This window comes from Halorubrum vacuolatum, from assembly GCF_900188065.1.
Taxonomy (GTDB): domain Archaea; phylum Halobacteriota; class Halobacteria; order Halobacteriales; family Haloferacaceae; genus Halorubrum; species Halorubrum vacuolatum.
In genome coordinates, this window is record NZ_FZNQ01000007.1 from 111,131 (window position 1) to 127,113 (window position 15,983).

Consider the following 15,983-nt stretch of genomic DNA (forward strand, 5'->3'; position numbering starts at 1 on the left):
CACGCCCGTTTTCGGTCGACTGAGCCGCTTTCTCGGATGGTTACTGATCCGTTGCAGACCCATTATTATATCTCATAGCGCTATATCAAAAGCAGAGGCGAACCGATCCAGTCCGCACGGATCGACCGGCGACTCGCCCGAAGACCTTTCGGGTCGGCTCCAGTGCGTCCATCCATGGACCCCGACGATCTCCGAACTGCCCTCCGCCGATGGATCGACGAAGGGGTGATCGAGGAGTCGACGGCCGAGCGGATCCGTGCGTTCGAGGATCTCGATGAGCCCGCGTCAGTTCGGAACAGTGCAACCGACGAGGAGCCGCTCCCCTCGACCGACACGGAGTCGCGATTGATCACCGATCGGCGCGTCGTCGTTGCGCTCGCGCTGATGGGCGGCGTCCTCGTCGCCGTCGGCATCGGCACCTTTCTGCTCGAACGCTGGGAAGAGATCCCGGTCGCGGGCCGCGTGCTCGCGTTGCTGGCCGTCCCGATCGGTGCAGGCGGTGGTGGCTATCGGCTCCGTCGGCGAGCGCCTCGAACCGCGCACGGGCTCTGGCTGCTCGCCGTGCTCTTTGCTGGCGTCTCGCTTTTTCAGCTGGCGGAGCTATCCGGGGTCATGGACACCCTTGGCTCCACGACCGCCGAACGCTGGCTCCTGCTCGCGTGGACCGCGCTCGCGCTCGTCGTCGCCAGCGGGCTTGACTCCCGGCCCATCGCCACGATCGGCGTTCTGCTCGGATTGGCGACGAGCGTCGCGGCGATCGATCCCGGCGAGCCGATCCTGCTCGTCGGGTTCTACGGGGCGGCCGCATACGTCGCGGGAGCGGTCACCTCCCTGTCGTGGGGATCCGTCGACGATTCGACGCGTCCGTCCGTCCGGTTCGGGAGCGTTCTTCGATGGGTCGGCGCGACGCTCGCCGTCGTCGCGCTCGCCGCTCCGACGGCCTCGGGCGAGCCGCCTCGGCTTGACCCCGGGACCGGAACCGCACTGTTCGGCGTCGTCGCGGTCGCTGCGGCGTTCGTCGCTTTGGGGCTCGGCCGTCGTACCCGGCGTGTCCGCTACGGCGTGCTTCCGGGGCTCGTCGCCCCAGTCGGGCTTGCCGCGCTGTGGACCGTTGCTGCCTCACCGGTCGGACGTGTACCGACCGCGTTGTTCGGGCTCGCCTGTCTATTCGGCGTGGTCGTCGTCCTCGTCGCCGCCGCCGTCGAACTCCAGGAAACGGGACTGGTCAACGTCGCGACGCTCGGGTTCGTCTTGGGAGTGCTCGCGTTTCTGGCCGGTCCGGTCACCGATGTCGTCTCCGGGCCCCTTGCACTCGTCTTCGCCGGAGTCGTGTTGCTCGCGACGGCGCTCGCCGCCGAGCGTGGACGACGGGCGGTGCTGGCGCGGATCCGCGCCCGATGAACGTGGAAGGCGACCGTCGTCGTTGGTTTATAAGACCGCCCGATACGCCTCAAGCGTCCGTTCGACGTCCTCCTCGGTGTGTGCGTAGGAGGTGAACTGGCACTCGAACTGGTTCGCCGTGAGCAACACCCCTTCGTCTTTCATCCCCTGCCAGAAGACGCGCTCCCAGCGGTCCGTCTCGGCAGCTGCGACGTCGGCACCCGTCTTCGGACAGGCGCCGTACCGTCCACACTCCGGATCCTGTAGACAACCCGCCGGACAGCAGTCAGCGGCGCTCGTCGGCCCCTCACGAGTGAAGACCGTCTTGAACATCGAGTCGGTTCCGACCACCGTGTACTCCGGGGCCCGTTCGGCGCAGATCTCCGTGATCCCCTCACGAAGCATGCGACCGAGTCGGTTGACGTGGTCGTAGACGTCGTTTTCGGCGGCGTACTCCAAGGAGGCCTTGCCCGCGGCCATCGTGACCGGGTGACCCGAGAACGTCCCCGACTGAAAGACGTCGCCCGCAGGGGTGAACCCCTCGATGATCTCCGCCGTCCCGCCGATGGCCCCGACGGGGAAGCCGCCGCCGATGATCTTTCCGAAGGTGGTGACGTCCGGGGTGACGCCGAGCGCCGACTGGGCACAGCCGAGCCCGCCGACGCGGAACCCCGTGATCACCTCATCGAAAATGAGCAGCGAGCCGTGATCCGTACAGAGGTCACGGAGAGTCTCGTGGTAGCCGTCAACCGGCATCACGATCCCGTTGTTCGCGAGGATCGGCTCGACGAGGACGGCCGCGATGTCGTCGCCGTACTCCGCGAACACCTCCGTTGCCGCCTCCACGTCGTTGAACGGGATCGGGAGGGTGTGTTCGGCGAACGCCTCGGGAACTCCCGCGGTCGAGGGATGGGCGCTGTCGGACGTGCCCTCGACCAGCGTCGACTCCTGTGCGCCGTGGTAGCCGCCCTGCATGATGACGACCTTCTCGCGGCCGGTGTAGCCGCGGGCCAGCCGGACGGCCGAGACCGTCGCCTCGGTGCCGGAGTTGACGAACCGGATCGACTCCACGCTCGGGACGTGACGGGCGACGAACTCCGCGTGTTCGACCTCGATCTCCGTCGGCATCCCGTACATCGGACCGCCGGCGGTGTGTGATTGGATCGCCGCCTCGACCGGCTCAGGGAGGTCGTGGCCGTACAGGAGCGGCCCGTAGCCCATCACCCAGTCGATGTAGCGGTTACCGTCCGCGTCGATCACATGCCCGCCGTCGCCGCGCTCGGCGAAGATCGGGTGTGGCATCGTCGCGCGGACCGAGGAGTTGACGCCGCCGGGTGCGACCGACAACGCGCGGTCGTACAGCTGGCGTGAGCGCTCGTGGTTCATACTCGTGGTTTCGACCGGGGGATAGAAATGCGTTGCCGAGCGGGCGCGCCGGGGTCGTGCATTCGCTGGTGACATCTCCCGGGGCCGCCGTCGGTCGCTTATGTTATACCGCTTCCGGCCCGGTCGTCCCCGTCCGAACCTGTAGCGCGTCCTCCACGGGCAGGATGAACACCTTCCCGTCGCCGGGCTCGCCGGTTTCGGCGGCGCTTCGGATCGCCTCGGCGACCTCGTCGGCCGGGATGTCCGCGACGACGACGTCGACTTTTATCTTCTGGTGGAGGTCGACGACGAACTCCTCGCCGCGCCACTGGCCCTTCTTTGCGGGCTGGGAGCCGCGCCCGGAGACGTTCGTCACCGTGAGCGAGGGAGCGCCGATCTCAGCGAGGGCGGTCTTGATCGCCGACAACCTGTCGGGCCGAACGACCGCGGTGACCAGCTTGATATCGGTCCCGGCTTCCGCGCCGCCGTCGGCACGCGGTGACTCGACGCTCGTTCCCACCGCACCCCCGTCGGTCACGACGTTGGGCTTGCCGAACTCGGGGTAGGTATCGATGCCGTGTTCGGTGACATCGAGCCCGTCACGCTCGTGCTCGGGCGTGACGCGGGCCTGTCCGATCGCCTTGAACGCGCCCCAGACCGCAGCGGTCGCGAGCACCGTCCAGATCGTGATGACCGCGACGCCGACGATCTGCGGGACGAACATTCCCGCCTCGATCGAGACGATCCCGCCCGCGATCAGTCCGCCGCCGACGGCGGTGCCCTCGATGGACCACAGCGGAAAGAGGATCAGTCCGAGCATCCCCGCGCTCCCGTGGACCGGGAAGACCGCACAGACGTCGTCGATCTTCAGTCGCTTCTCGACGAACCGGAAGACGAGCGGGAGCTGTGCGCCAGCGAGGAAGCCGATGGCGATGGCGCCCATCGGCGTGATCAGGTTCGTCGGGCCGGTGACGCCGACGAGGCCGGCGAGCATGCCGTTCGCGACGTAGAGCGTGTCGACCTTGTCGTTGAGATACAGCGAGACGGCACCCGCGCCGATCGCCCCCATCCCCATGCCGAGGGCGGTGACCATGGCGACGCTGCCGACGTACGCGAAGTCGGCGAGGACGAGTCCCTCCTCGCCGTAGCCGAGTGGGTTCGCGGCCGTGCCGACGTTGAAGCCGAACCAGCCGAAACAGAGAACGAGCGTGCCGAGCACGGCGAACGTCATCGAATGGCCGGGAATGACGTTGACCGAGCCGTCGTCGGCGTACTTGTCCATCCGCGCGCCGAGGACCCACGCCGCGGTCAGTCCGGCGACGCCGCCGACGCCGTGAACGACCATCCCGCCCGCGAAGTCCTCGAAGCCGAGGCTTGCAAGAATCGGCGCGTCAGCGCCCGGGGCGTACCAGACCATGCCGGCGACGACCGGGTAGATGACCGCCGCGAGCAGGAAGGTGTAACCGACGTACGCACGGAGCTTCGCCCGTCCGGCCACCGCCCCGCTCACGATGGTCGCGGCCGTCATCGCGAAGACGGCGCTGAACAGCCAGAGCGTCCAGCCGGTGTCCGCGGTCTCGCCGAACATGGTCAACGCCGAGGCCTCCCCGCCCGCGAGCAGCGAGCCGACGTTGTTCGAGATGCCCATCCCGATCACGAAGAAGACGAAAATGCCGACGGCCCACGTCAGCATGTTCTTCGTGAGCTGGTTCGCGACGTTCTTCGAGCGTACCTGGCCCGCCTCCAACATCGCGAAGCCGGCGTGCATGAAGAAGATGAGGAAGGTGACCGTGAGCCACCAGGTCATGTTGACGCCGTCGACGAGCGTCTGGATCTCCGCGGCCGACAGCTCAAGCAGCAGCGTGCCCGTCACGCGGACTCACCTCCGCTGGACGAAATCCGTGAACGATCGTGTACCGATACTTGTGTTGTGTGTGCGATTGCGTTGTGATTCACGTCTATCCGTCCTGAAACGGGAGTATATAAACATATGAGTTGAATTTCACAAAAAGACCGATTAATGATACCCTGTGCGTCCAATTTACGGGTGAATCTATGCTATATAAGGTCGTTCTTTGGACAGTTGAGACGCAACATTTGCGTCCCCTATGCACGAATGTAGTGTAAATAAACTGTCCAATCGCCGCTCATTCGGCCATTGGTGCCTGTGAACGGGGCGCGCGCGGCCAAAACTTGTTTTAATCTGACAGGTACGGGCATCTGCTCATATCGGGATACATCACGAAGTGCAGAATTCGAACGTTTTGGGCCTTCTAATGGCTTTATTACGACAATTGGACGTTCGTCAACCGAAACTACTCCGGCTTCAGACCCTCCTCCTGGACGCGCATGACGGCCTCGCCGTCGGCGAGGTTGGGCGCGTCGACGAGGCGAACGATCCGTTTGTTCCCCTTCGATTTTCGGAGATACATCCGGAACGTCGAGGCGTGACCGAGGATGTTGCCGCCGATCGCCTGGGTCGGGTCGCCGAAGTACGAGTCGGGATTGGAGGCGACCTGATTGGTGACGAGGATGGCGGTGTTGTACAGGTCGCCGATCCGCATCAGGTCGTGGAGGTGTTTGTTCAGCTTCTGCTGGCGCTCGGCGAGCTCGCCACGGCCGACGTACTCGGCACGGAAGTGCGCGGTCAGCGAGTCCACACAGACGATCCGGATGGGCCACTCGCCCTCCTCCTGTTCGCCCGCGAGCTCCTTGGCCTTCTCGGCCAGCAGGATCTGGTGGTTGGAGTTGAACGCCTTCGCGACGTGGATCTGATCGAGGAACGCCTGGATTAACTCCTCCATCGCCTCCTCGTCGCTCGGGGTGCCCTCGATCTCACGGCGTTCCATCTCGTGGGCGAGGATCTCCTCGTCAAGTCCGCGGATCATGTCGTCGATCCGCTCGGGACGGAAGGTGTCCTCGGAGTCGACGAAGATACAGCCGCCCTCCAACCCGCCGTGCTCCTTTGCGAGCTGGACGTTGACCGCCATCTGATGGGTGACCTGTGATTTCCCGGAGCCGAACTCACCGTACACCTCGGTGATCGACTGCGTCTCGATGCCGCCACCCAGCAGGTCGTCGACCTCGTCGATCTGCCAGGAGAGCTTCCCGATCTCCTGGCGTCGTTCGAGCACGGTCGCGCCCGTCTCGAAGCCGCCGACGTCGGCCGCGTCGCGTGCGGCGTTGATGATGTCGGCCGCCGACGACTCGCCGATATCGGCCGTGTTCGACATCTCGCCGGGGCTCGCGACGGCGATCGACTGGTAGCTGTCGAATCCGTTTTCCATGAGTTTGTCCGCGGTCGCGGGGCCGACACCTGGGAGGTCCTCGAGTTCGTCTTCGGGCATGTATCACGGGGTTGTGCGGCTTGGGATATAAAGTGTCGTTAACTACAGGGTGAAAGTGAAAGCCAGCGGATCGCCGTCGCCCGTGTCCCTGATTCCTCATGGTTCATGAATCCTTACGTCGGGGCGGAAGGTATGTCGGTGAAACTCATGCATGCCGCCGGCCTCGATCGGTCGACCGTGGCCGCCGGGTGTCCGTCGCCGGCGTGGAACACCCGTTAAAATCCGACCCGCCGAACGTAGCTGAGTTCGCGTATCGCCACGAGCAGATCGCCGGGGAGATCGACGTCGGTGATCACGTAGAGTTTGGGGTCATCGGTGAACTCCGGATCGTCGCTCAACACCTGTCGGATCGGGACGTCGTGGGATGCGAGGATCCCCGTGACCTCCGCGATGATCCCCGCCTCGTCGGCGGCATCGACCTCGATGGTGAGCACCGTGAGTCCGAGGACGGGCGCGAGGTCCATCAGACTCGGTACCGAGGAGATGTTCGCGAAGATCCGACGCAGCTCCGGGTCCGCTAAGATCGCGTCCGTCGTCGAATCGACCACCCGTCGGTCCACGTCGAGTTCGCGCGCGATGCCCGTGTACGGGATCTCGATGCCGCCGGAGACGACCCGACCCTCGTCGTTGACCGAGAAGCCACGCTCCAAACAGAGCCGGATCACCGCCTGCTGGCTGGGGGACCCCTCGAACTTCTCGAGGATCTCATCGAACATGCGTTGTCCGCGTTTCACCCCCGGCGTATAAAAAGGCGGACGGCATCGGTTGTCGGCGTTGCTGTGTGGACGGCATCGACAGCCGGTGTCGTCGCGCTCAGCGTTCCTCGTCAGCGTCGAGCCGCTTCTGCCATCTCTGCACCCGACCCACGAGGTCGATCGGCGTCGTCTCTGCGAGGTCGACGTCGGCCAGTTCCGTCAAGACGGCCGCGGTCTCCTCATCGATGGCGTTCCCACCGTCGTCCGTGGTTTCGTTGTCGGCGCCCTGCCCACTATCGTCGGCGCCCTGCCCACTATCGTCGGCGCCCCGCGTAGTGCCCTCACCTGCGCGGGCGAACGATCCGCTGGACAGATCGAAGACGACCTGTTGGGTTTCGCCGCTCCCGCCGTTCCCGTCTGCGCTTCGTCCGCTCCCGCCGCGGGCCTCGATCGCCTTTTCGGCGCGAAGCCGATCGAGCACCTCGTCCGCGCGGTCGACGACCGGCTCGGGGACGCCCGCGAGGTCGGCGACGTGGACGCCGTAGGAGCGGTTCGTCGGCCCCTCACGGACGGTTCGGAGGAACGTCACGTCGCCGCCGCGCTCGTCGACGGCGACGTGGACGTTCTCGACGCGGGGGAGGTGGTCCGCGAGCGTCGTCAGCTCGTGATAGTGGGTCGCAAAGAGGGTCCGTGCCTGCACCTCGTTGTGGAGATACTCCGTCGCGGCCCACGCGATGGAGATGCCGTCGTAGGTGGCGGTCCCGCGGCCGACCTCATCGAGGATCACGAGCGAATCTTCTGTCGCCGAGTGGAGGATGTTCGACAGCTCCTGCATCTCGACCATGAACGTCGACCGGCCCTGTGCCAACTCGTCGAGCGCGCCGACGCGGGTGTAGATCCCGTCGACGAGCCCGACCCGGGCGGCGCGCGCGGGCACGAACGAGCCGACCTGTGCGAGCAGCTGGATCAACGCCGCCTGCCGCATATAGGTCGATTTCCCGCTCATGTTCGGCCCGGTGACGATCAGGAAGCCGCGCTCCGCGTCGAGCGCGAGGTCGTTGGGGACGAAATCGGTCGTCCGCTCGACGACCGGATGCCTCCCGGCGTCGATCGACAGCGAGCGTTCCTCGACAAGTTCGGGTCGCGTCCAGTCGTTGCCGGCGGCGTGGGTCGCGAGCGACGCCAACGCGTCGAGTTCGGCGATCGCCCGGCCGACGTCCTGCAGCAGGTCGCTTTCGTCGGCGACCCGGTCGCGAAGCTCGGCGAACAGCTCGGCTTCGAGCGCCCCGCGCGCCTCCTCGATCCGGAGGATCTCCCGCTCCCGCTCGGCGAGCTCGTCGGTGACGAACCGCTTCGAGTTCTTGAGCGTCTTGATCTCGCGATAGTGATCGGGCACCTCGTCGGCGACCGACTTGCCCACCTGGATGTAGTAGCCGTCGGTCCGGTTGCGGTCGACGGTGACGTGAGTCAACCCGTACTGGCGTTTCTCGCGCTCCGCGAGGGTGTCCAACCAGCGCTGCACCTCCTCGTGGCGATCGATGAGCCCGTCGAGCTCGTCGTCGTAGCCGCGGCACAACAGGCCGCCCTGCGTGGTCGTGCTCGGTGGGTCCTCCGCGAGCGCGTCGGACAGCTCCGCACACAGCTCCCGCGCCCGCCCGTGGTCCGGCCGTCCGAGTACGTCGGCGACGGGTGACTCCGCGAGCGGCGTCCCCTCGACCGCGGAGACGAGTTCGGGCCAGAGCGCGAGGGTGTCACGGACCGAGAGCAACTCGTTCGCGCCCGCGCCCCCGCTCGTCGCGCGTGCGGCGAGCCGTTCGAGGTCGTAGGCGTCCCCGAGCGTCTCGCGGAGGCGATCCCGCGCGAGCGCGCCCGCCGCGAGCGCCTCGACCGCGTCGAGCCGCGATTCGAGCGCCTCCCGATCCCGCTTCGGTCGGGTCAGCCACTCGCGAAGCAGCCGCCCGCCCGGCGCCGTGACGGTGTGATCGAGCACGCAGAAAAGCGATCCGTCGCCGTCGCCGGCCATCGTCTCCGTCAACTCCAGGTTGCGCTGGGTGGTCGCGTCGAGTTCGACGTGGTCGCCCGCGCCGTACGTCTGCAGCCGTGTGATCGATGCGAGCACTCCCGCACCCGTCTCCGCGACGTACGCGAGGACCGCGCCGGCCGCCCGGACCGCGAGTTCCGAGTCGAGCCCGACCGTCTCCGCGGTCTCCCATCCGAACTGCTCACGAACCGCGTGTCGAGCCCGGCCGGGGGCGAACGCCTCCGCATCGAACAGCGAAACCGATCCGGACAGCTCCTCGCGGACCGCCGCCAACACGGCGTCGTCGTTCCGGACGAGCGGCCCCGGCAGCACCTCCGCGGGGTCGACGCGGTACAGTTCCGCACGGAGGTCGCTTTCGTCGTCGACTTCCGTGACGATGAACCGCCCCGTGGTCACGTCCGCGAGCGCGAGGCCGTAGGGGCCGCCGGAACCGTCGGCAGGCTCCGTGTGGTCCGTACGGTCCGTCCGCGCCGTTGCGGCCCCGTTTCCGCCCGCGTGCTGCACCTCGCCGTACTCGTCGACGGCGACGTCGCCCTCGCGGACGATCGCGGCGAGGTAGCGGGCGTCCGCATCGGTCGTCTCAAGCAGCGTCCCGGGCGTGATCACGCGGGTGATCTCGCGGGCGTGGCCGTCGTCGGTCTCGTACTGGTCCGCGACGGCGACGCGGTAGCCCCGCTCGACGAGCGCCTTCGCGTAGGGCGTCAGCTCCGAGAGCGGCACGCCCGCCATCGGATACGAGGAGCCGTGTGAGGACTTCTGTGAGACCTTCAAATCGAGCTCGTCGGCGACGAACTCCGCGTCGTCCGCGAAGAACTCGTAGAAGTCCCCACATTGCATCGCGAGGACGTCGGCGTCCGTCTCCGCTTTTAACTCCAGAAACTCCCCGACGATGCCCGTTGCCATGTCCGTATTCGACACCGTCGGCGGCTAAAACCCTACGGGTCGTCGCCCCGACACACCGTGGGCGTCCGTGCCAACCGTTATCGGCTCGGCTGTTGAACGATCGGTATCGAATGGCACCACCTGGTGACGACAGCGGCTCCGCTCGCGCTGACAGTAACTCCCCGCGCGCCGATGGCGAGTCCCCACTCGCCGACCGCTCGATGCGTACGATCATCCTCACCGGCCTCGCGATCGTCGTCCCGATCCTGATCACCGCCTACGTGATCTGGTTCGCGGTCGGGATCGTGCAGGATATGCTCCAGCCGATCGTCGAGGTCCTCGAACTCGCCGGCATCGAGACGCTCGTCACGCTCTTTGCGATGTTGGTCGTGTTCGGGGTCGTCGCGCCGTCGGGTCGCTCGCACAGTATCGATACGGCGAGCGGCTCGTCGAGACGGTCGATTACCTGATCGCCTCGGTCCCGGGCGTCGGCACCATTTATAAAGGATTTCGACAGGTCGGATCGTTGGCGTTGAACGACAGCGATGAGCGGTTTAAAGGCGTGAAGCTCGTGGAAATGTTCTCCGACGGGATGTACCTGCTCGCGTTCGAGACGACCGAGGCGCCCGGTTCCGTCGCCGACGCGCTTGAGGTAGATGATGGCGTCTCGCTGTTCATCCCGTTGGCCCCGAATCCGGTCACCGGCGGCTATCTCACCTACGTCTCCGAGGACCGGGTGATCGACGTCGATATGACCGTCGAGGAGGGGATTCGAGCCATCCTCACGAGCGGGATCGCCACCGATGAGGGGGACCGATCGCCGAAGCGATTCACGATGGACGAGATACAACGGGTGGTCGACTCCGAGACGCTCGATGACCTGCTCCGATCGCGTCACCGCTGATCCATCCGTCGGGGCCTCACCGCTGATCCACCCGTCGGGGCCTCACCCGATCAACTGAAACTCGACGCCGACCGGCGGCCCATCGAGTAGCCCCCAGTAGACGAACCGGTGGGGGCCGGGGCCGAGCGCGGGACAGACGGTCAACTCGAGCCCCGAAACGGCCTCGGCGATGGCGTCCTCACGGAGCGTCAGGTTCCAGTTGTATGCCGAATTCGGCGACAACGACTCCTCTTCGGCCGGCAGCTCGACCGTCTCGCCCGACGTGGAGCCACGGATCTCCCTCCACCCCTCCTCGGTCTCACGCTGGATGGTGTAGGCGTCCTCGCCGTAGGTTCGCACGTCATCCTCGCCGGCGTTTCTGAAGGCGAGCCGCATCGAGTTGCCGTAGGTCTCGGAGGTCCCCTCCGCTGAGAGTTCGACGCTCACGCCGTCGGCCACCGCCGAGCGATCGGCGACGGCCTCCTCGATCGGCGGTTCCAGCCGGACGAACTCGTCGTCCGCACACGAGAGCGTGTCCGGGACGCCCTCGGGACCCGCTGCGCCCTCGCCCGCGGTAAAATCGAGGCAGCCGGCGAACGCCCCGGTGCAGACGATCCCCCCGGCCCCGGCGAGGAGATCCCGTCGCGACGTGTCCATGGAACCGATAGCGGGTCGACGGGTTTGAATCCCGCGAGTCGATTCGGGGGTCACCGGTCCGGCGGACGGGCCCATCCGTGGCCGTCACAAACCCCGCGTCCGGAACCGCTTTCCCGTCGGCCGGCACACAGCCGCGTATGGAACTGTTCGGATCCAGCGGCATCCGGGGGGTCGCGCTGCGCTATCTCACGCCGGAGCTGGTCCTCGACATCGCGAAGGCGGCGGGCACGGTCTGGGCGGCCGACCGCGTCGCCGTCGCGCGCGACACCCGAACGACGGGTGAGCTGTTCGTCAACGCGGCCGCGAGCGGGCTCGCGGCGGTCGGCAGCGACGTCGACCGCCTCGGCGTCGTTCCGACCCCAACGGTCGGCCACTACTGTGAGTCCAACGGGGTTCCGTGTGTCCTCATCACCGCCTCGCACAACCCGCCGGAGTTCAACGGCGTGAAGCTCGTGGGCGCCGACGGCGTGGAGCTCTCAGTCGACGTGCTCGAACGGATCGAACGGCGCGTGCTCGATGACGAGTACGACCTCGCGAATTGGCAAACGGCGGGAACCGAGACGACCGTCGAGGGGGTCGTCGACGACTACCTCACACAGCTCCTCGCTAGCGTCGATCGCGAGGCGATCGCCGACGCGGACCTCACCGTCGCGGTCGACCCCGCCCACGGGGCGGCCTCGCTTCCCTCCCCGCGGTTCTTCCGCGAACTCGGCTGTGAGGTGCACACGATCAACGCGACCCCCGACGGCTACTTCCCCGGACGCGAACCGGAACCGGTTCCGGAGAACCTAACCGACCTCTCCCGGCTCGTCGCGACGACCGACGCCGACGTCGGGATCGCCCACGACGGCGACGCCGACCGGGCGGTCTTCGTCGACGAAACCGGGCGCGTCATCGACGGCGACACCTCCTTCGCGGCGCTCGCAGATGCCGAGTTGCGGTCGGGGGATGCCGTCGTCAGCGCGGTCAACGTCTCCCAGCGGCTCGTCGACGTTTGTGAGAAAAACGACGCCGCCCTCGAACTGACGCCGATCGGCGCGACCGAGATCATCACCCGGACGCGTGAGCTTGCCGCGGAGGGCATCCGCGTCCCGATCGCCGGCGAGGGCAACGGCGGCGTCTTCTTCCCGCCGTACCGGCTCTCACGCGATGGGCCGTACATCGGCGCGAAGTTTCTCGAACTGCTCGCGAACGCCGACGGCGCGCCGGCAAGCGAGGTCGTCGCCCCGTACACCGACTACCACTTCGTCCGGGTCAACGTCGAGTACGGCGACCCCGAAGAGCGGGAGAACATGCTCGCGGCGGCCCGTGCGTACGCCGAGACGGCCGACGCCGAGCCCAACACGACCGACGGCTATCGGCTCGATTACGGCGACGCGTGGGTGTTGGTCCGACCTTCCGGGACGGAGCCGAAGATCCGCATCTACGCGGAGTCAGCCGACGCCGACCGCGCGGAGCGGCTCGCGGAGGGGATGCGCGAGGCCGTCGAGGCGGGTCGCTGATCGGCGGGAGGCGGGCCGCTGATCGGCGGGAGGCGGGCCGCTGATCGGCGGGAGGCGGGCCGCTGATCGGCGGGTGTTGAACGCCGACTAGCTCGTCTCCGTCTCCGCCAACACGTCCTCGACGATCGCGAGCGTCCGCTCCGCCTCCGCGACCCGCTCGTCTATCGCCCCGCTTTCGAGCAGCGCGAGCTCGTCGTCGTCGACGGCCGCCCGCACCTCGGCGGCGCGGCGGAGGGTCGCGTACTCCTCCTCGCGGGCGAGGTCGCGGACCGATCGGAGGGTCGCGACCAGTTTATCATCGGCGAATCGGGCGACGAGCGGCACGAGTTCGCCGATCTCGTAGGCCAACTCGTCGCCGGGGGCGGGCGGCCAGCCGAGCGTGAACGGTTCGCCGTCGAGCCGTTCGAGATAGGTTCGATGCACCGCGACCGCCGTCCGGAGCGCGCCGGGATCGTCGACGTAGTGTTGGAGCTTCGAGTTGGAGTAGTCCGCATATTCGAGGAGGTCCGTGAGCGACTCCTCGCCCGCCTCGTGCTCCTCGACGTACTCCTGCAGGTCGGCGGGCGGGACGTCGACCTCGACGAACGGCGTCGCGTCCGCGCGATCGAGGAGCGCGAAGACGCGCCGGGCGGACGCCTCCCGCTTGAACTCACGGAACGCCGACCGCACCCCCTCGTTATACGATTCGATCGGCTCTCGAATCCGGTCCACGTCGACCGTGAGGTCGGCGTCGGCCATTTCCGCGACGGTTCGGAGCCGTTCCAGCCGGTCCGCGAGCGCGTCCCGTGCGTCCATCGCCTCCTTGCGGGCCGCCCGTCGGGCCTCGTCGGCCGCGTCGCGCTCCTCGAGCAGATCGACGTACTCACGGGCGGGTTCGAGCGCCTCCCGCGCGGCCGCGAAGTCGCGCTCGGAGAGCCGCCGCTTGTTCACGGTCTCGTCGGCGGCGGCGAACGCGTCCGCGGCGAGCGCGTCGTCGCCGACGCTCGTCGCGCTCGAGAACGCCCCCTCAAACCGGACGTACGAGCCGAAATCGCCGGTTCCGACCGCGTCCTCCTCGTACTGATCGAGCACGCGGTGTGCCGTCCGAAAGGCGTCCGCGGCCGTCTCGACGCGTGACTCGCCGAGCGTGTCGATCTCCGCTTCGATCCGTTTCAGGTCGTCGTAGCGCTCGCGAAGCTCCGCGGCGGCCTCGCCGGCCGTCCGCACGACGTCCCCGTCGGTTTCATCCTCACGGCCCATCGATCAATACACCTCGTCGGGGTCGAAGACGCGTTCGGCTCCGTCGACGGTCCCGCCGTCGATGGTCCGGTAGAAACACGAGCGGTGGCCGGTGTGACAGGCTCCGACGGCCTGATCGACGAGGTACAACAGCGTGTCGGCGTCACAGTCGATGCGGATCTCCGCTACCGCCTGTGTATGTCCCGAAGAGCCGCCCTTCCGCCAGAGTTCTCCGCGCGAGCGCGAGTAGTAGTGTGCGTACCCGGTCTCGCGGGTCCGATCCAGCGCCTCCGGCGAGACGTACGCGAGCATGAGCACCTCGCCCGTCTCCACGTCCTGTGCGATGGCCGGCACGAGACCGTCCTCGCCGAAGTCGACGTCGACCTGGCTGTCCGCGGTGTCGACCGTGTCGTCCGTGGTGTCGACCGTATCGTCCGTGGTGTCGACCGTGTCGTCCGCGGTGTCGACCTGGCTGTCCGCGGTGTCGACCGGATCGTCCTCGACGGAAACGTTGGCTTCCGTGGCCGGGTCGGCATCGGTCATGGATCTACGGACGGACGATGACCGAATAGGCCTTTTGTCTGCTCAAAGGCTCCCGGCACCGATGCCGACACCGACGCCGATCGCGAACGCGACGGCGACGAGGCCCCCGGCGAGCGTGGCGAGGAAGTTCACGCCTTGATTTCCGACGCGTTCCCCCTCGATCAGCGCGCCCAGCAGGCTGTCGACGGTCATCCCGACGAATCCCGCGGCGCCCACGACACCGCCGGCGAGGGCCGGGTCGCCGAGCGGCATCGTCGTCGCGGCGAGGACGGCGACCACGGCCGTTCCGGCGATCCCAGCGAGTTCCCCCTGCCACGTGATCGCCCCGTCCGTGCCGGGTTCGACCGGGCGAAGCGTCGTGATCAGCCGCGGGCGGTCGAAGAGCCCGCCGATCTCCGAGGAGAGCGTGTCGGCGAGCGCGGTCGCGATCGCGCCGGCGAACGCGAACCCGAAAAGCACCGCGGGGATCCCGAGGTGGTCGGTCGCGGCGTAGCCGATAAGCGCGGCGAGCGCCACCGCCGAGTTCGCGAGCACGTTCCCGGTGCCACGGGCGCCCTGATTCTCCTGTGCGACGCCGCGGTCGGCCTTCTCGTCGAACCGGTACTTCGAGGCGAGCCCGCCGATCGCATAGAAGCTGATGAGCGTGAGGAACCAGCCGACGCCGCCGAGCACGACGGTCAACAGCGCGAGCAACACCCCCGTCAACATCCCGGGGACGCTCGCGGTGCCGAGCGCGTAGGCGGCGTACCCGAGCCCGACCGTCACCGCCAGCGCGATCGCGATCTCCGGCACGGTCACCGTCGGGACCAGCGCGGTGAACGCCCACGCGATCAGCGCGGCGATGATGACGGTGATGTGGGCGTCGCGGTCGTAGACGAGCGAGCGGATGAGCGCCGCCGAGAGCGACGCGGTCGCCGCGATGAAGACGGCGACGGGGACCCCCGCGAGGAGCGTCCCGGGCGCGGTCTGTGCGGCCACGACGAGCTGTCCGATCAGCGCGGCGAACCCCCCGACGAGGAGGTAGCCGACCACGTGTACGAACTCGCCGTCGCTGTGGCGGGCGAACAGGGCCCGTCCGAGCCGACCGAACCCGACGGCGAGCGCGGCCGCCGCGAACGCGACGTACGGGAGCGGCTCGCCGGGGATGGAGGCGAAGATGGCGAGCCCGGCGGTCGCCATGGCGAAGGCGACGACGCCGTAGAGTCGGCGATCCTTGCGGTCGCCGGGGAGCGCGAGCGTCTCGAAGATGGGGCCCTCACGGACGCCAAAAAAGAGGCCGCCGGCGACGAGCAGGAACGGCGCGGCCGCGGCGGGGCCGAGCGCCGGGGCGAACACGGAAAGCGCGGCGATGGCCGCGAACACGCCTGCCCGTCGAAGCCTCCGAGTCACACCACCAGATACCCCCGAGGACCACTTAACGGTCCCGACACCGCCCCGAAGCGGACCACACCGCGTCGTCCGCGGCTGTCG

The 15,983-nt window shown here is 67.7% G+C and carries 12 protein-coding genes and 1 pseudogene; 4 read left to right on the top strand and 9 right to left on the bottom strand.

Annotated elements, in window-relative coordinates; all coding sequences use genetic code 11:
* Nucleotides 1-174 precede the first annotated feature (174 nt).
* Nucleotides 175-1,401, top strand: coding sequence for a DUF2157 domain-containing protein (locus tag CHB65_RS08590; protein ID WP_089384648.1), 1,227 nt, complete (start codon nucleotides 175-177; stop codon nucleotides 1,399-1,401).
* Between the two features lie 27 nt (nucleotides 1,402-1,428).
* Here CHB65_RS08590 and hemL read toward each other — a convergent pair whose 3' ends face one another.
* The 5 genes from hemL to mutS all read right to left on the bottom strand — a co-directional run bounded on the left by hemL (nucleotide 1,429) and on the right by mutS (nucleotide 9,731).
* A complete protein-coding gene (gene hemL / locus CHB65_RS08595; protein WP_089384649.1) occupies nucleotides 1,429-2,766 on the bottom strand; it encodes a glutamate-1-semialdehyde 2,1-aminomutase in 1,338 nt (445 codons plus the stop codon).
* A 103-nt stretch (nucleotides 2,767-2,869) separates the two neighbouring features.
* Nucleotides 2,870-4,606: an ammonium transporter gene (locus CHB65_RS08600; RefSeq protein ID WP_394335415.1), complete on the bottom strand. Its 1,737-nt coding sequence runs from the start codon at nucleotides 4,604-4,606 to the stop codon at nucleotides 2,870-2,872.
* 454 nt (nucleotides 4,607-5,060) lie between these two features.
* The gene (gene radA / locus CHB65_RS08605) at nucleotides 5,061-6,092 is read right to left on the bottom strand and encodes a DNA repair and recombination protein RadA (protein WP_089384651.1); all 1,032 of its coding nucleotides are present in this window, start codon (nucleotides 6,090-6,092) and stop codon (nucleotides 5,061-5,063) included.
* A 215-nt stretch (nucleotides 6,093-6,307) separates the two neighbouring features.
* A complete protein-coding gene (locus tag CHB65_RS08610; RefSeq protein WP_089384652.1) occupies nucleotides 6,308-6,808 on the bottom strand; it encodes an amino acid-binding protein in 501 nt (166 codons plus the stop codon).
* A 97-nt stretch (nucleotides 6,809-6,905) separates the two neighbouring features.
* Entirely contained in the window at nucleotides 6,906-9,731 is a 2,826-nt protein-coding gene (mutS, locus tag CHB65_RS08615) for a DNA mismatch repair protein MutS (protein WP_089384653.1), read from the bottom strand.
* Between the two features lie 110 nt (nucleotides 9,732-9,841).
* Here mutS and CHB65_RS17750 point away from each other — a divergent pair, with 110 nt between their 5' ends.
* Both CHB65_RS17750 and CHB65_RS08620 read left to right on the top strand, forming a co-directional pair.
* A complete protein-coding gene (locus CHB65_RS17750) occupies nucleotides 9,842-10,180 on the top strand; it encodes a DUF502 domain-containing protein (RefSeq protein WP_245809934.1) in 339 nt (112 codons plus the stop codon).
* Nucleotides 10,177-10,614 (top strand): DUF502 domain-containing protein, encoded by a 438-nt coding sequence (locus CHB65_RS08620; RefSeq protein WP_245809940.1) that lies wholly within the window; start codon nucleotides 10,177-10,179, stop codon nucleotides 10,612-10,614. The genes CHB65_RS17750 and CHB65_RS08620 overlap by 4 nt, the downstream gene beginning before the upstream one ends.
* A 42-nt stretch (nucleotides 10,615-10,656) precedes the next feature.
* Here the strand turns inward: CHB65_RS08620 and CHB65_RS08625 are convergent, their stop codons facing one another.
* Nucleotides 10,657-11,250 (bottom strand): hypothetical protein, encoded by a 594-nt coding sequence (locus CHB65_RS08625; RefSeq protein ID WP_089384655.1) that lies wholly within the window; start codon nucleotides 11,248-11,250, stop codon nucleotides 10,657-10,659.
* 137 nt (nucleotides 11,251-11,387) lie between these two features.
* Between CHB65_RS08625 and glmM the strand changes: the two genes are divergently transcribed.
* Nucleotides 11,388-12,752, top strand: a complete 1,365-nt coding sequence (glmM, locus tag CHB65_RS08630; RefSeq protein WP_089384656.1) for a phosphoglucosamine mutase — start codon at nucleotides 11,388-11,390, stop codon at nucleotides 12,750-12,752.
* 87 nt (nucleotides 12,753-12,839) lie between these two features.
* On the opposite strand, the gene CHB65_RS08635 is transcribed toward glmM, so the two are convergent.
* The 3 genes and pseudogenes from CHB65_RS08635 to CHB65_RS08645 all read right to left on the bottom strand — a co-directional run bounded on the left by CHB65_RS08635 (nucleotide 12,840) and on the right by CHB65_RS08645 (nucleotide 15,902).
* Complete coding sequence (locus CHB65_RS08635; RefSeq protein WP_089384657.1) at nucleotides 12,840-13,991, bottom strand: DUF7118 family protein; 1,152 nt, start codon at nucleotides 13,989-13,991, stop codon at nucleotides 12,840-12,842.
* 3 nt (nucleotides 13,992-13,994) lie between these two features.
* Nucleotides 13,995-14,354: pseudogene (gene hisI, locus CHB65_RS17755) on the bottom strand (phosphoribosyl-AMP cyclohydrolase); the annotation flags it as partial.
* 201 nt (nucleotides 14,355-14,555) lie between these two features.
* Nucleotides 14,556-15,902: a DUF92 domain-containing protein gene (locus tag CHB65_RS08645; RefSeq protein WP_179213622.1), complete on the bottom strand. Its 1,347-nt coding sequence runs from the start codon at nucleotides 15,900-15,902 to the stop codon at nucleotides 14,556-14,558.
* Between the last annotated feature and the right edge of the window lie 81 nt (nucleotides 15,903-15,983).

What these genes read in the sequence shown, in the direction of transcription:
- CHB65_RS17750 (WP_245809934.1), top strand. Translation starts at nt 9,842, where the DNA reads ATGGCACCACCTGGTGACGACAGCGGCTCCGCTCGCGCTGACAGTAAC.
- radA (WP_089384651.1), bottom strand. Translation starts at nt 6,092, where the DNA reads ATGCCCGAAGACGAACTCGAGGACCTCCCAGGTGTCGGCCCCGCGACC.
- CHB65_RS08590 (WP_089384648.1), top strand. Translation starts at nt 175, where the DNA reads ATGGACCCCGACGATCTCCGAACTGCCCTCCGCCGATGGATCGACGAA.
- glmM (WP_089384656.1), top strand. Translation starts at nt 11,388, where the DNA reads ATGGAACTGTTCGGATCCAGCGGCATCCGGGGGGTCGCGCTGCGCTAT.
- CHB65_RS08625 (WP_089384655.1), bottom strand. Translation starts at nt 11,250, where the DNA reads ATGGACACGTCGCGACGGGATCTCCTCGCCGGGGCCGGGGGGATCGTC.
- CHB65_RS08635 (WP_089384657.1), bottom strand. Translation starts at nt 13,991, where the DNA reads ATGGGCCGTGAGGATGAAACCGACGGGGACGTCGTGCGGACGGCCGGC.
- mutS (WP_089384653.1), bottom strand. Translation starts at nt 9,731, where the DNA reads ATGGCAACGGGCATCGTCGGGGAGTTTCTGGAGTTAAAAGCGGAGACG.
- hemL (WP_089384649.1), bottom strand. Translation starts at nt 2,766, where the DNA reads ATGAACCACGAGCGCTCACGCCAGCTGTACGACCGCGCGTTGTCGGTC.
- CHB65_RS08610 (WP_089384652.1), bottom strand. Translation starts at nt 6,808, where the DNA reads ATGTTCGATGAGATCCTCGAGAAGTTCGAGGGGTCCCCCAGCCAGCAG.